Genomic DNA, 14,447 nt, shown 5'->3' with positions numbered 1-14,447 from the left:
CCTCGACGCACGGACACCCACCGGCCCGGTCATGGCTCACGGTAGTGGTCGGCAGGGGCGCGCGGTAGTAGATCCAGACGCGCGCCCGTGACTCCGCTTCTGCGTCTCCCTCACCGTTCGGGGGCCCGGGCCCAAACCAAGCGCCGCCGCCCGGCTCGTGCCGCGCCGGGCCGTCCGGGCCGGGCCGGGCCGGGCCGGGCCGGGCCGGGCCGGGCCGGGCCGGGCCGGGCCGGGCCGTTCCGAGGGGGCGACACCGCCTGGGCCGACCGGCCCGGTGGAGGGGACCGACGGCACCTGCCGGCCCCGGTCCCGGCGGCCGGACGCTGGTGAGGTATCCAGCCAGCCGTCCGACCGAGGAGACCGGTGTCATGGCGCGTTACGTGTACGACTTCACGGAGGGCGGCCGTGACCTGGCCGACCTGCTGGGCGGCAAGGGCGCGAACCTGGCCGAGATGACCCGCCTGGGCCTGCCCGTCCCCCCCGGCTTCACCGTGACCACCGAGGCCTGCCGGGCCTTCCTGGCCACCGGCGCCGAGCCGGACACCCTGGCCCGCGAGATCTCCGAGCACCTCGACGCGCTGGAGCGGTCCGCGGGACGACGGCTCGGACAGCCCGACGACCCGCTGCTGCTGTCCGTCCGCTCCGGGGCCCGCTTCTCCATGCCCGGCATGATGGAGACGATCCTCGACATCGGTCTGAACGACGATTCCGTGCTCGGCCTGGCGAAGGTCTCCGGGAACGAACGCTTCGCCTGGGACTCCTACCGCCGCCTGGTGCAGATGTTCGGCAGCACGGTCATGGGGGTCGACGGCTCCCTGTTCGAGGAGGCCATGACCGCGCTCAAGCGGTCCCGGGGGGCGAAGAACGACCTGGGGCTGAGCGCGGCGGACCTGGCCGGGCTCGTGCGCACCTACCAGGAGCTGATCCGGCGGGAGACCGGCGAGGACTTCCCCCGGTCCCCGGCGGAGCAGCTGCGCCGGGCGGTTCTCGCCGTCTTCGCGTCCTGGAACGGCGAGCGCGCCCGGCTGTACCGCCGCCGCGAGCACATCGCCGACGACCTGGGCACCGCGGTCAACGTGCAGACCATGGTCTTCGGCAATCTCGGGTCCGACTCGGGAAGCGGTGTCGCCTTCACCCGCGACCCGGCCACCGGGCGGCCCGGCCTGTACGGCGACTACCTGGCGAACGCGCAGGGCGAGGACGTCGTCGCCGGTATCCGCAACACCGTTCCGCTGACCGCGCTGAAGGACCTGGACCCGGTCTCGTACGGCCGGCTGCGCACGCACATGGAGGCTCTGGAGAGGCACTACCGGGATCTGTGCGACATCGAGTTCACCATCGAGCGGGGCCGGCTGTGGATGCTCCAGACCCGCGTCGGCAAGCGCACCGCGGAGGCCGCGTTCGCCATCGCGGCGGAACTCGTCGACGAGAAGCTGATCAGCGCTGACGAGGGTCTGGCCCGGGTGGACGGGGACGGCCTCGCCCGGCTGATGTTCCCCCGGTTCGACACCTCCGCCGTCGGCGAGGCGCTCGCGCACGGACTGCCCGCCTCACCGGGCGCGGCCGTGGGCGCGGCGGTGTTCGACTCCGCCGAAGCGGTCCGCCGGGCGGGCACGGGCGAGAAGGTCGTCCTGGTGCGACAGGAGACCACCCCGGACGACCTGCCGGGCATGATCGCCGCGCAGGCCGTGCTCACCAGCCGCGGCGGGAAGACCAGCCACGCGGCCGTGGTCGCCCGGGGCATGGGCACGGTGTGCGTGTGCGGTGCCGAGGAGATCACCGTCGACACCGCCGGGCGTCGCTTCACCGTGGGCGACACCGTCGTCGAGGAGGGCACGGTCGTGTCCGTCGACGGCTCGGGGGGAGCCGTGTACCTGGGCGCCGCGCCGCTCGTCGACTCCGCGGTGATGCGCTACTTCGAGCAGGGCGAACGGTCGGCCGGACTGGTCGAGGCCGTCGCCCGCGCGATGGAACGGGCCGACGGGGCCCGGCGGCTGGAGGTGCGGGCGAACGCCGACACCCCCGAGGACGCGGCCCGCGCCCGGCGGTTCGGCGCACAGGGCGTCGGACTGTGCCGCACCGAGCACATGTTCCTCGGCGAGCGCCGCAAGCTGGTCGAGGCGATGATCCTGGCCCGCGACGAGACCGAGCGCGAGAAGGCTCTGGACGCGCTGCTGCCGCTCCAGCGGCAGGACTTCGTCGGCATCCTGGAGGCGATGGACGGGCTGCCGGTCACGATCCGGCTCATCGACCCGCCCCTGCACGAGTTCCTCCCGGACCGCACCGACCTCGCCGTCCGCCTCGCCACCGCCGAGGCCCGGGGCGCGGCGCCGGACCCGCACGACACCGACCTGCTCGACGCCGTCAGCCGTATGCACGAGGAAAACCCGATGCTGGGGCTGCGCGGGGTGCGGCTGGGCCTGGTGGTCCCCGGACTGGTCGCCATGCAGGTGCGGGCGATCGCCGAGGCGGTCGTGGCACGGACGGAGGCCGGGGGCTGCCCCCGGGCGGAGATCATGGTGCCGCTGGTCGGCGCCGTCGAGGAACTGCGCATCGAACGCGAGGAGGTGGAACGCGTCCTCGCCGAGGTCTCCGAGGAGTCCGGCGTCCCCGTGCACTGCCCGGTCGGCACCATGATCGAGCTGCCCCGGGCCGCGCTCACGGCCGGCCGGATCGCCGAGGAGGCGGAGTTCTTCTCCTTCGGCACCAACGACCTCACCCAGACGACCTGGGGCTTCTCCCGCGACGACGTCGAGGCGGCGTTCTTCTCCGCCTATCTCGACAAGGGCATCTTCGCCGCCTCCCCCTTCGAGACCCTCGACCGCGACGGGGTGGGCCGGCTGGTCCGCATCGCGGTCGACGAGGGCCGCGCCGCCCGCCCGGACCTGAAGATCGGCGTGTGCGGCGAGCACGGCGGCGACCCCGGATCCGTCCACTTCTTCCACGCGGCGGGACTGGACTACGTCTCCTGCTCGCCGTTCCGGGTCCCGGTCGCCCGGCTGGAGGCCGGACGCGCCGCGCTCTCCGGGACGGGAACGAGCGACAGCAGGTGAGCGCAGAGCGAGGGAGGTGGCCGGCATGGCCCGCATCGTCGGTGAGGTGATGACCCAGGACGTCGTCGAGGCGCACCGGGAGACGTCGTTCAAGGACGTCGTACGGCTGCTGGACCGGCATCGGATCGGCGGACTGCCCGTCGTGGACGACGACGACAAGGTCGTCGGAGTGATCTCGCAGACCGATCTGATCCGCCGTCAGGCGGCCGGGTCCCCGGGGGCCCGGGCCCGGGGGCTGCGGCGGTTGCGGCTGCCGCCGCTCGGCCGCTCCGCCCGCCGCGCCGACGCGGCCGACGGCGCCGTCACGGCACAGGAGCTGATGTCGACGCCCGCGGTCACCGTGCATCCGGAACAGCGCGTCGCGGACGCCGCGCGTGTCATGGAGCGGCACGGCGTCGAACGGCTCCCGGTCGTGGACGAGGAGGACCGGCTGATCGGCATCGCCACCCGGCGCGACCTGCTGCGGGTCTTCCTGCGCACGGACGACGAGATCCGCCGGGAGGTCCGTGACGAGGTGCTGGCGCGCGCCGTGGGCCGGCCGGTCCACGGCGCGTCCGTCACGGTCCAGGACGGCATGGTCACGCTGGAGGGCGACCTGGACAACGGCGACGACATTCCGCTCGCGATCCGGCTGACGTACCGGGTGGACGGTGTGGTGGGCGTCGTCAACAGGCTGACCGTCCGCGTCGGTTCGGGGCCGGTCGGCCCCAGGGAGGGACCGACGGGACCTGGGGCGGGACCCGGCTGACGAGAGACGCTGCCGGTGGAGGCGGTGCCGGTCCCGGGTACCGCTCCCGCCCCGGGCCGCCACCCCGTGCGGCACTCCCACGACGACGGAGGCTCGCCCCCATGACCCGCCACCACGACCGCACCGCGACCGCCGACCCCGCCGCCGCGCCGTCCGACACCGCCATAGCGGTGGACCGCCTGGTGACGAACGGGCTCAAGGCGCTGGCCGACTACGAGGCGCTCGACCAGGAGCAGGTCGACCACATCGTGAAGAAGGCCTCGGTCGCGGCCCTGGACCAGCACATCGAACTCGCGCGGCTCGCCGTGGAGGAGACCGGGCGCGGCGTCTTCGAGGACAAGGCCGCGAAGAACATGTTCGCCTGCGAGTACGTCACGCACAGCATGGGCCCGCTGAAGACCGTCGGCGTCATCGCCCGCGACGACCTCGAGGACCTCACCGAGGTGGCCGAACCGGTCGGCGTGGTGTGCGCGATCACGCCCGTCACCAACCCGACCTCCACCACGATCTTCAAGGCGCTGATGGCGCTGAAGACCCGTAACCCGGTCGTGTTCGCCTTCCACCCCTCGGCCCAGCGGTGCAGCGCGCAGGCGGCCCGCGTCGTGCGGGACGCGGCGGTCGCCGCCGGGGCGCCGGAGCACTGTGTGCAGTGGATCGAGACCCCGTCCGTCGACGCGACCGGCGCCCTGATGCGGCACCCGGGCGTGTCGCTGATCCTCGCCACCGGCGGCAACGCCATGGTCAAGGCCGCCTACTCGGCCGGCAAGCCCGCGCTGGGCGTGGGCGCCGGCAACGTGCCCGCCTACGTCCACCGCAGCGCGGACGTGCGCCGGGCCGTCAACGACCTGGTCCTGTCGAAGTCGTTCGACAACGGCATGATCTGCGCCTCCGAGCAGGCGGTCATCCTGGACACGGAGGTCCACGACGCGGTCCTCGCGGAGTTCCGCGCCCTGCACGCCCATGTGGCCACCGCGCAGGAGAAGGCGAAGCTGGAGGCCTTCCTGTTCCCCGTCGGCGCCGCGGGCGCGGGCTGCGAGCCCAAGGTCAACGCCGCGGCCGTCGGGCAGAGCCCGGCGTGGATCGCCGAACAGGCGGGCTTCACGGTGCCCGCCGACACCTCCCTCATCCTGGTCGAGGCGGCCGGGGTCGGCCCCGACGAGCCGCTCACCCGGGAGAAGCTCTGCCCGGTCCTCGCCGTCCTGCGGGCCGACTCCGCGCAGCGGGGGTTCGACCTGGCCGCCGACATGGTCGCCTTCCACGGCCAGGGGCACACCGCCGTCATCCACACCCGGGACCTCGCGCTGGCCGAGGCGTACGGACAGCGCATGAAGACCGTGCGGATCATCGTCAACGCGCCGTCCTCGCAAGGCGCGATCGGCGGCATCTACAACAGCCTGCTGCCGTCGCTGACGCTGGGCTGCGGCTCCTGGGGCAGCACGTCGGTGTCCAACAACGTCTCCGCGGCCCAGCTGCTGAACGTCAAGCGCGTCTCGGTGCGGCGCAACAACCTCCAGTGGTTCAAGGTGCCGCCGAAGATCTACTTCGAGCCGCAGGCCATCCGCTACCTCGCCGCCATGCCGGACGTCCACCGCGTCACCGTCGTCACCGACGCGACGATGACCCGGCTCGGCCTCGTCGACCGGGTCGAGGGCGTGCTGCGGCGCCGCCGGGAGCCCGTCACCGTCCAGGTCATCGACAACGTCGAACCCGAGCCGAGCATCGACTCCGTGCGGCGCGGCGCCCGCCTCATGGGCGACTTCCGCCCGGACACCATCATCGCCCTCGGCGGCGGGTCGCCCATGGACGCCGCCAAGGTGATGTGGCTGCTGTACGAACAGCAGGCCGAGGGCAAGGACGTCGACTTCGCCGACATGCGGCACAAGTTCTCCGACATCCGCAAGCGCGCCTTCCGCTTCCCCGTGCTGGGCAAGCTCGCCCGCCTGGTGTGCATCCCCACCACGTCCGGCACCGGCGCCGAGGTCACCCCGTTCGCCGTGATCTCCGACCCCGCCACCGGCAAGAAGTACCCGCTGGCCGACTACGCGCTCACTCCGAGCGTGGCCATCATCGACCCGCTCCTCACCACCGCGCTGCCCCGCGCGCTGGCCGCCGACAGCGGCTTCGACGCCCTCACGCACGCCATCGAGGCGTATGTGTCCGTCTACGCCAACGACTTCACCGACGGCCTCGCCCTGCACGCGATCCGGCTGATCTTCGACAACATCGAGGCGGCGGTCAACGACCGCGCGGCCCGGCCGGACGCCCAGGAGAAGATGCACAACGCCGGCACCATCGCGGGCATGGCCTTCGGCAACGCCTTCCTCGGCATCGTCCACGCCATGTCCCACACCCTGGGCGCCACCTTCCACATCGCGCACGGCCGCACGAACGCCGTGCTGCTGCCGCACGTCATCCGCTACAACGGCACCGTCCCGACGAAGCTCACCGGCTGGCCCAAGTACGAGAGCTACCGCGCCCCCGAACGCTTCCAGGACATCGCCCGCACCCTCGGCCTGCCCGCCGCCACCCCGGCCGAGGGCGTCGAGTCGCTCGCCTCGGCCGTGGAACGGCTCCGCGACGCCCTCGGCATCGAGCCGACGTTCCGGGCCCTCGGCGTCGACGAGCGCGCCTTCCTCGACGCCCTGCCCCGGCAGGCCCTCAACGCCTACGAGGACCAGTGCGCGCCCGCCAACCCGCGGATGCCGATGCTCGACGACATGCGGGAGCTCATGCGGACCGCCTACTACGGCCGCGGCGCGGAGTCCGGCGCCGCCGCGCCGGCGGACAGGGACTGACCACGAGTCCGCTCCTCCCTCCCCCTCCTCCCCCCACTCACTTCCTCTCCCTGCCTCTCCGTTCCTCTCTCCCAAGTCCCCGTTCCTCCCAGGAGGTTCCATGCTGTCCGCGGAGTCCGCCGCCCTCGTCCGGGCCACCCTGCCCGCCGTGGCCGGAGCGCTCGACGAGATCACCGCCCGCTTCTACGCCACGATGTTCCACGACCGGCCGGAACTGCTCGACGGGATGTTCAACCGGGGCAACCAGGCGAGCGGCGCCCAGCGCCGGGCCCTCGCCGGTTCGATCGCCGGATTCGCCTCCGCGCTGCTGGAGGATCCCACCGCGCGGCCGGACGCGCTGCTGTCGCGGATCGCCCACAAGCACGCGGCCGTCGGCGTCACCGACGACCAGTACACGATCGTGCACAAGTACCTGTTCGGCGCGATCGCCGAGGTCCTCGGCGACGCCGTCACCCCGGAGGTGGCGGCCGCCTGGGACGAGGTCTACTGGCTGATGGCCGGCGCCCTGATCAGCCGAGAGGCCCTCCTCTACCAGGACGCCGGGGTGCAGCCCGGCGGGATCTGGCGGCCCTGGACCGTCGTCGAGCGCCGTGCGGAGACACCCGACGTGGTGTCCTTCGTGCTCCGCCCGGCGGACGGCGAACCCGCTCCGCGAGCCCGCGCGGGACAGTACGTGAGCGTCCGCGTGCGACTGCCCGACGGGGTGCACCAACTGCGTCAGTACAGCCTGTCCTGCGCCCCGGGCGGGGAACTGCGCCGGATCACCGTGAAGCGGGTCACCGGCGACGCCGGCGGGCCGGACGGCGAGGTCTCCACCCTGTTGCACGAGAGCGTCGGCGAGGGGGACGAACTGCTGCTGTCGGCGCCGTTCGGCGACGTGTTCCTCGACGACCGGGCGGACTCGGCCGCCCCGCTCGCCCTGGTCTCGGCGGGCATCGGCTGCACCCCCATGATCGCCGTGCTGGCGCATCTCGCCGCCCTCGGCTCGACCCGCCCGGTGCTCGTCCTGCACGCCGACCGCTCCCCCGGCGAGCACGCCCTGCGCGCCGACACGCACGACCTCGCCGGACGACTGCCGGGCGCGCGCACCGTCTTCTGGTACGAGCGCCCCGGGCCGGAGGAACCCGACGCCCGTACGGGCCCGATGGAGCTGAGCGGCATCGAACTCCCCGACGGCGTGGTCGTGTTCCTGTGCGGCCCGCTGCCCTTCATGCGGGAGGCACGCGACCGGCTGCTGCGTGCCGGCGTTCCCGCCCGCCGTATCCGCTACGAGGTCTTCGGCCCCGACCTGTGGCTCCCCGACACCGCCGCGTGCAGCGCGCCGCGTCCCTGACATCCCCCGAGGAAGGACCGCACATGACCAGCGACCACACCGAGGCGACCTCCGGGGTCCTGCTGCGCTCGGACGGCGCCGTGGACGACGAGACCCTGGCCTACGCCCGTACGAAGATCGACGCACTCGTCGGCAGGCCGGGACTGCCGGCCGTCACCGGCGAGGTGCACCTCGCGCGGGCGGCCGCCCCGCACGCGGGCCACCCCTGGTCGGCCGCGGCCGACCTTCGCGTCGGCGGCCGTCAGGTGGTGGCGACGGCCGAGGAGGCCACGGGCACGGAGGTCGTCGACCGCCTCCAGGACCGGTTGCGCCGCCAGGCGGACAAGGCGGCCGCCCGCGTCCGCGACGACGTGCGCCGGACGGCGGCCCCGCCGTGGCGGGGCGGAGACGGACGGCCCGCGCCCGACACGGGACCCGGCGGCGCGGCACAGGGCTCCGGCGTCACGTGACGCGGGGGTGACGGCGGCCCGGTCGGCCACGGTCCACGACCGGGCCGCCGGCCGCCTGGCCCCGGTCCTGGGGCCGACCGGACCGGTGAGGTGACCAACGGCCCACTGACGGCACGCGGGACCACCGGACACGGTGGACACACGGCTCCCGAACAGCCGTACAAGGTAGAGGAGTTGTGTGATGGCGAGGGCATATCTGGTGGGCGGCGGGATCGCGGCGCTGGCCGCGGCGGCGTTCCTGATCCGCGACGGCGGCTTCCGGGGATCCGACATCCACCTCTTCGAGGAACGGCGGACCCTGGGCGGCAGTCTGGACGCGGACGGCACCCCGGACGCCGGCTACACCATGCGCGGTGGCCGCATGTTCGAGGCGGAGTTCCGCTGCACCTACGACCTGCTGTCCGGCATCCCCACCCTCGACGACCCCTCCGTCTCCGTGACCGAGGAGATCCTCGCGGGCCACGAGGAGTTCGCCTGGGACGACATCGCCCGCCTCGTCGACGGCGACGGCCACATCGTCGACACGACGTCGATGGGGTTCTCCGAACGCGACCGGCTGGACCTGGTCCGCTGTCTGGCCACGCCGGAAGGACACCTGGACGGCAAGCGGATCACCGACTGCTTCGGCGAGCACTTCTTCACCACCACGTTCTGGTTCCTGTGGTGCACCACGTTCGCCTTCCAGCCCTGGCACAGCGCGATCGAGTTCCGCCGCTACCTCAGGCGCTTCCTCCACCTGTTCCCCGGCTTCGCCTCCATGTCCGGCATCCACCGGACCCGCTACAACCAGTACGACTCGATCGTCCGCCCCCTGACCGCCTGGCTCGTGGAGCGCGGCGTCACCGTGCACACCGGCTGCCGGGTCACGGACCTCGGCTTCACCCCGGGCCTCGCGAGCGGCACGGTCGAGACGCTGTACCTGAGCCGGCACGGCCGGGACGAGAAGGTCGCCGTCGCGCCCGACGATCTGGTCCTCGTCACCAACGGTTCCATGACGGACGCCTCAAGCGTCGGCTCGCACACGTCCGCACCGCCGCCGGCGCCCCCGCGTTCGGAGGCCTGGCTGCTCTGGCACCGGCTGGCCCGCGGCCGCGAGGACTTCGGTGACCCGGGCGTCTTCGACAAGCGCGTCAAGGAGTCGCGCTGGGAGTCGTTCACGGTGACGTCCAGGGACCCCGCCTTCCTGACCGCGCTGGAGGAGTTCAGCGGCCGGCCGACCGGCAAGGGCGGCCTGATGACCTTCACCGCGTCCCCCTGGCTGCTCACCATCGTCGCGAACCGCCAGCCCGTCTACCGCGACCAGCCCGAGGACGTCGGCGTCTGGTGGGGATACGGCCTGTTCCCCGGCCGGGCCGGCAGCACCACGCCGAAGCCGATGACCATGTGCACCGGCCGCGAGATCCTCGAAGAGGTCCTGCACCACCTCCCGTTCGACGAGCGGACGGCGGCCCGGATCCGGGAGACCTCCACCGTCGTGCCCTGCGTGATGCCGTACATCACCAGCCAGTTCCTGGCGCGCCGCCGCGGCGACCGCCCCCGGGTGGTCCCGCAGGGGTCGGTCAACCTCGCCTTCATCGGGCAGTTCGCCGAGGTGCCCGACGACGTCGTCTTCACCGTCGAGTACTCCGTACGCACCGCCTGGACGGCGGTGGCGCAGCTCCTCGAGCTCGACAGGCGGCCGCCCGCCGTCCACCGGGGCCACCGCGATCCCCAGGTGCTGGCCGCCGCTCTGGAGACCATGCACCGCCGTCGGGCCACCTCGGCGCCAGGGCCGTCCGGCCCATGACGGGGGGACCATCGGCATCTGCGCGAACAGCGTGGCGTCAGGGACAGTGGAGACAGGAGCGGCACCGATCCCCCGCGGTGTCGCTCCGTCTCACGCGGGCGCGGGGCCCTCGGCGCGGTCGAGGAACGCGGCGGCGGCCGTGTGGCGGCGGGAGACGGAGAAGCGTGAGCGACCCAAGGATACGGAAACCTGCCATGGCCGGCGACGACCCTTCGAGCACCTCGGAGGCCCACAGGACTGTCGAGTTGGACGGCGTCGAGGCGCTGCGGCTGCTGGGCAGCGTGTCCCTGGGGCGGATCGTGTTCACCCGGCACGCGCTGCCGACCGTCCGCCCGGTCAACCACGCCCTGGTCGACGGCGACATCGTCATCCGCACCCACGGGGACGCCACGCTGACCCGGTACACCCGGCAGAACGAGGGTGCGGGTGCCGTCGTGGCGTACGAGGCCGACGACATCGATCCCCGGACCCATCTCGGCTGGAGCGTCGTCGTCACGGGCTTCGCACGGCTGGTCACCGACCCGCGGGAGCTGGCCCGCTACCGGGCCCTGCTGCGTCCCTGGGTCTCACAGACGATGGATCACGCCGTCCTCATCAGCCCGGATCTCGTCACCGGCGTCCGCCTCACGAGGGGCGGCTCCTCGTGAGGGGCGGTCCCGCGTGACGGGCGGCTCCTCGGGACGGGCGGCTCCTCGGGACGGGCGGTCCCCCGCCGGTCCGGGACCGCCCGGCGGATCGTGGCGGAAGGCTGATCCCGCGACCGGCCGGGACCGCCCCCTCCGTGAGCGGGGGCGGCCGCGCCGGTCACCCGTGGGGGACGACGACCACCGGACAGTGCGCCCGGTGCAGCAGCGCGCGGACGACCGGGTCCAGGCGCGGGCCGAGCCTGCCCCTGCGCCGCCGGGCGCCGATCACCACGACCGCGGCCTCCCGGGTTCCCGCCACCAGTTCGTCCGCTGGCGCGGCGCGGACCGTGCGGGCCTCCGCCGTGACGCCGGGATGCCGGTCCGCCGGCCGGGCGAGCGCGAAGCGGGGCACGGCCTCCTCGGCGGCGGCCGCGCGGGCCGGCCGTTCCTGGCGCGGGCCGGCGGCCGGCACGGGGGAGGGCAGCTCGGGGGTGCGGTGGCGACGGCTCGGGGAATGCACGACGCGGAGCCTCGCGCCGCGGCGCTCGGCCTCCCCGAGGGCGTACGCGGCGGCCCCGTCGTCCGCGTCGCCCGCGAGGCCGAGCAGCACGTCCCGTCCGTCGTCGCAGGGGTGGTCCCCGCGGACGACGAGGAGCGGTCCTCGCGCGAGAGCGGCCAGCCGCAGACTCACCGAGCCGAGGGCCGGGCCCGCCCACGCGCCCAGGCCGCGGGTGCCCACGACGGTGAGGTCCGCGTCCGCGCTCTCGCGCGCCAGCGCACGCACCGTGCCGCCCTCCGCCGGGACGGTCTCCACGGGCAGTCGCGGATACCGCGCGCGGACGCGTGCGGCGGCGTAGCCCAGGACCGGTGCCGCCTCGTCACGGTCGGGGACCGCGTACAGCACGCGCAGGGTGCCGCCGCGCCGCACGGCCTCGGCCGCGGCCCAGTCCAACGCCCTTGCGGATATCAGGGATCCGTCCACTCCGACGACCGTGCGATGCGAGGTCATGACCGTATCCGCCCCTTCTTCGGGTGCTCGTCCGACGGAGGCGGCGCCCGACGGACCTGCCGCCCTCCTCGCACGATGCTCCTCGTGCGCCGGCGGCCCGGACAGGAGCCGGGAGAACCCCGGGAAACGCCGAACGGCCCTTGTGGCAAGGGCCGTTCGGTACGGGACGGGCCAGGGCGGGCGGTGTCGGGCTCAGGAGGGAAAGCGCGCTCCGTACAGGGAGCGTCCACCGACGAGTTCGCGTCCGGTGACGAGTTCCGGGTCGATGCGCACGAAGACCTCCCGCGGAGACGGCGCCCAGGAACGCGGTCCGGTCAGCAGCAGCCGTGTGTGCTCGGCGGGGTCGGTCACGACCGTGGCGGTGCCCATGACGACGACGCTCCAGCCGGAGTGGGCGGCGGCGTCGACCTCGTCGGCCTCGAAGGCGACCAGGGCCCCGTCGATCGCGCCCACCAGTTCCGAGGCGGCGGACGTGCGCACCAGCACCGCGCCGTCGCGGTCCAGCGAGAAGTTGACCGGCAGAACGGCGGGCAACGCCTGCCGCGTGTACACGATGCGCCCCACCGGCACGGTGGCCAACAGGCTCAGGCACTCCTGTCGGTGGAGTTCACGGAATCCGTCGTTGGCGTCCATCTGCCTTCTCGTCTCTCACCTGGCATAGGGGTAGTGACACTGCCCATCGTCACCGGGCACGGTCGGCCCGGGCCAGGGACCATCGGTCCCCGGCTTCCTGAGAGAGGCCCTGTTCAGACCACGATGCGGCGTCCCGTGACGCTCTGGGGCTCGATGCGCACCCAGACGTCGCGCCGGCCTCCGGCCCACGGTGCGCCGAGTGCCCGTTCGGCGAGCCGCCGTTCCTCACGGACGTCCGTCACCATGTGCGCGTCGCCGCGCACCAGCACGCTCCAGCCCTGGCTGAACACGTCGTCGATGCGGTCGACCTCGAAGGCGACCGGGCATCCGGCGGCGAGCGAGGGCGTGGCCCCCCGCGCGGTTCTGAAGACGATCGCGTCCTCGACGACGCTGTAGTTCACCGGGACGATCTCCGGCCCGCGAGCCGTGGACACGGCGAGCCTTCCCACGCCGTGCGTGGACAGCAGCTCGGCGCACTCGGCCCTGCTCAGTTCGGTGAACGTCGGGGCGTGCCCGGCCTGTCCACGACCGGGCGGCCGGTCGGCGTCGGCTCCGGTGAGCGCCGCGACCGTGGTCTCCAGCACGGCCGCCAGCGCGAGCAGCGCGCCTCTGCCGGGCGAGGCCTCGGAGTGCTGCTCCAGGTACGCCACGTAGGTGGGGGCCATGCCCGCCCGGTCGGCCGTCTCCTTCCGCGTCAGCCCCAGTTGGACCCGGCGGGCGGCGAGCCGGCGGCCGAGGTCACCCGAGGGCGCGCCCTCCGTCGAGTCCGCCCGTGTCTGTTCGGTCATGACCCGTCACCTCCTCTCGTCATGCCGCCCGTACGGCGATCTCCTCGTGGGGCTGCCCGCCGAGCACCACCTTGAGGGCGCCGGTGTCGGCGGCCCGGCCGAAGACGTCGTACGCCTCCTCCATCTGCTCCAGCGGGAAGGTGTGGGTGACCAGTTGCGCCGTGGGCAGCCGGCCGGCGGCGGCCATGCGCAGCAGGGTGGGCGTGGAGTGGGTGTCCACCAGGCCGGTGGTGATCGTCACGTTCTTGATCCACAGGTCTTCGAGGTGCAGGGTGGCGGGCTTGCCGTGGACGCCGATGTTCGCGACGTGACCGCCGGGCCGCACCATGCGCGTGCACAGCTCGAAGCTCTCCGGCACGCCGACCGCCTCCATGACCACGTCCGCGCCGAGTCCGTCGGTGAGGTCGGCGACCAGTTGCTCGGGGTCTTCGCGGGCGTCGGCGACGGCGTCCGCGCCGAGCCGCCTGGCGGCCTCCAGCCGGGACGCCGCCAGGTCGACGGCGACGATCCGCTCGGGGGCGAACAGCCGTGCCGTGGCGATCGCCGCGAGGCCGATGGGACCGGCGCCGACGACGGCGACGGTGTCGCCCGGACGCACGTGCCCGTTGAGGACGCCCACCTCGTAGGAGGTCGGGAAGATGTCCGCCAGCAGGACGGCGTCCTTGCTCTCGACCGCGCTGGGCAGGGCGTGCACGGACATGTCGGCGTAGGGGACGCGGACGTATTCGGCCTGGGTGCCGTCGATCAGGTGCCCGAGGATCCAGCCGCCTCCGCCCCGGCACTGCCCGTAGCTGCCCTCACGGCAGTAGCGGCAGCGGCCGCAGGCACTGATGCAGGACACCAGCACGCGGTCGCCCGGACGCACGGTCCGTACGTCGCTCCCGACCTCGACGATCTCGCCCACCGCCTCGTGGCCCAGCACCGTGCCCGGACGCACCTCCGGCACGTCGCCCTTGAGGATGTGCAGGTCCGTGCCGCAGATGGTGACGGCGCCGACCCGCACGATGGCGTCGGTGGGCTCCTTGACGGCCGGGTCCGGGACGTCCTCCCAGGCGGACTGCCCGGGGCCGTGGAAAACGAAGCCTTTCATGGCACTCATCACCATCCCTTTGTCCGATTGTCGAGATTGCCCCACCCATCCAGCTTGTCCGGGATCCGCCTGATCCGCTTGGGCCGTCCGGCCCTGATCGCCTGCCCGGACGGCCCGGCCGTCGCCGTCGGGGCACA

The 14,447-nt window shown here is 73.4% G+C and carries 11 protein-coding genes; 7 read left to right on the top strand and 4 right to left on the bottom strand.

Annotated features, from left to right (window positions below):
- Positions 1 to 368: 368 nt before the first annotated feature.
- The 7 genes from ppdK to J2X68_RS13000 all read left to right on the top strand — a co-directional run bounded on the left by ppdK (position 369) and on the right by J2X68_RS13000 (position 10,811).
- On the top strand, positions 369 to 3,053 hold the full coding sequence (gene ppdK / locus J2X68_RS13030; RefSeq protein ID WP_310432656.1) for a pyruvate, phosphate dikinase: 2,685 nt from the start codon (positions 369 to 371) through the stop codon (positions 3,051 to 3,053).
- Between the two features lie 25 nt (positions 3,054 to 3,078).
- A complete protein-coding gene (locus J2X68_RS13025; protein WP_310432655.1) occupies positions 3,079 to 3,801 on the top strand; it encodes a CBS domain-containing protein in 723 nt (240 codons plus the stop codon).
- Between the two features lie 101 nt (positions 3,802 to 3,902).
- Entirely contained in the window at positions 3,903 to 6,596 is a 2,694-nt protein-coding gene (gene adhE, locus J2X68_RS13020) for a bifunctional acetaldehyde-CoA/alcohol dehydrogenase (RefSeq protein ID WP_310432654.1), read from the top strand.
- A 100-nt stretch (positions 6,597 to 6,696) separates the two neighbouring features.
- A complete protein-coding gene (locus J2X68_RS13015) occupies positions 6,697 to 7,929 on the top strand; it encodes a globin domain-containing protein (RefSeq protein ID WP_310432653.1) in 1,233 nt (410 codons plus the stop codon).
- A gap of 23 nt (positions 7,930 to 7,952) precedes the next feature.
- Positions 7,953 to 8,378, top strand: coding sequence for a hypothetical protein (locus J2X68_RS13010; RefSeq protein ID WP_310432652.1), 426 nt, complete (start codon positions 7,953 to 7,955; stop codon positions 8,376 to 8,378).
- 181 nt (positions 8,379 to 8,559) lie between these two features.
- A complete protein-coding gene (locus J2X68_RS13005) occupies positions 8,560 to 10,164 on the top strand; it encodes an oleate hydratase (protein ID WP_310432651.1) in 1,605 nt (534 codons plus the stop codon).
- Positions 10,165 to 10,358: 194 nt separating this feature from the next.
- The gene (locus tag J2X68_RS13000) at positions 10,359 to 10,811 is read left to right on the top strand and encodes a pyridoxamine 5'-phosphate oxidase family protein (protein ID WP_310432650.1); all 453 of its coding nucleotides are present in this window, start codon (positions 10,359 to 10,361) and stop codon (positions 10,809 to 10,811) included.
- A 157-nt stretch (positions 10,812 to 10,968) separates the two neighbouring features.
- On the opposite strand, the gene J2X68_RS12995 is transcribed toward J2X68_RS13000, so the two are convergent.
- From J2X68_RS12995 to J2X68_RS12980, 4 genes are all read right to left on the bottom strand, one after another.
- Positions 10,969 to 11,799, bottom strand: a complete 831-nt coding sequence (locus J2X68_RS12995) for a universal stress protein (RefSeq protein WP_310432649.1) — start codon at positions 11,797 to 11,799, stop codon at positions 10,969 to 10,971.
- 192 nt (positions 11,800 to 11,991) lie between these two features.
- Positions 11,992 to 12,432, bottom strand: a complete 441-nt coding sequence (locus J2X68_RS12990) for a pyridoxamine 5'-phosphate oxidase family protein (protein WP_310432648.1) — start codon at positions 12,430 to 12,432, stop codon at positions 11,992 to 11,994.
- Positions 12,433 to 12,545: 113 nt separating this feature from the next.
- On the bottom strand, positions 12,546 to 13,220 hold the full coding sequence (locus J2X68_RS12985; protein WP_310432647.1) for a pyridoxamine 5'-phosphate oxidase family protein: 675 nt from the start codon (positions 13,218 to 13,220) through the stop codon (positions 12,546 to 12,548).
- Between the two features lie 19 nt (positions 13,221 to 13,239).
- Positions 13,240 to 14,310 (bottom strand): zinc-dependent alcohol dehydrogenase family protein, encoded by a 1,071-nt coding sequence (locus J2X68_RS12980; RefSeq protein WP_310432646.1) that lies wholly within the window; start codon positions 14,308 to 14,310, stop codon positions 13,240 to 13,242.
- Positions 14,311 to 14,447 lie beyond the last annotated feature (137 nt).

This window comes from Streptomyces sp. 3330, from assembly GCF_031456635.1.
GTDB lineage: Bacteria > Actinomycetota > Actinomycetes > Streptomycetales > Streptomycetaceae > Streptomyces.
The sequence above is the reverse complement of the archived record's forward strand: the minus strand, read 5'-3'. Positions and strand labels throughout refer to the sequence as shown.

Bases quoted from the DNA above. Each gene is read 5' to 3' on its own strand.
- ppdK (WP_310432656.1), top strand. From the start codon at position 369: ATGGCGCGTTACGTGTACGACTTCACGGAGGGCGGCCGTGACCTGGCC.
- J2X68_RS12990 (WP_310432648.1), bottom strand. From the start codon at position 12,432: ATGGACGCCAACGACGGATTCCGTGAACTCCACCGACAGGAGTGCCTG.
- J2X68_RS13010 (WP_310432652.1), top strand. From the start codon at position 7,953: ATGACCAGCGACCACACCGAGGCGACCTCCGGGGTCCTGCTGCGCTCG.
- J2X68_RS12995 (WP_310432649.1), bottom strand. From the start codon at position 11,799: ATGACCTCGCATCGCACGGTCGTCGGAGTGGACGGATCCCTGATATCC.
- adhE (WP_310432654.1), top strand. From the start codon at position 3,903: ATGACCCGCCACCACGACCGCACCGCGACCGCCGACCCCGCCGCCGCG.
- J2X68_RS13015 (WP_310432653.1), top strand. From the start codon at position 6,697: ATGCTGTCCGCGGAGTCCGCCGCCCTCGTCCGGGCCACCCTGCCCGCC.
- J2X68_RS13000 (WP_310432650.1), top strand. From the start codon at position 10,359: ATGGCCGGCGACGACCCTTCGAGCACCTCGGAGGCCCACAGGACTGTC.
- J2X68_RS12985 (WP_310432647.1), bottom strand. From the start codon at position 13,220: ATGACCGAACAGACACGGGCGGACTCGACGGAGGGCGCGCCCTCGGGT.
- J2X68_RS13005 (WP_310432651.1), top strand. From the start codon at position 8,560: ATGGCGAGGGCATATCTGGTGGGCGGCGGGATCGCGGCGCTGGCCGCG.
- J2X68_RS13025 (WP_310432655.1), top strand. From the start codon at position 3,079: ATGGCCCGCATCGTCGGTGAGGTGATGACCCAGGACGTCGTCGAGGCG.
- J2X68_RS12980 (WP_310432646.1), bottom strand. From the start codon at position 14,310: ATGAAAGGCTTCGTTTTCCACGGCCCCGGGCAGTCCGCCTGGGAGGAC.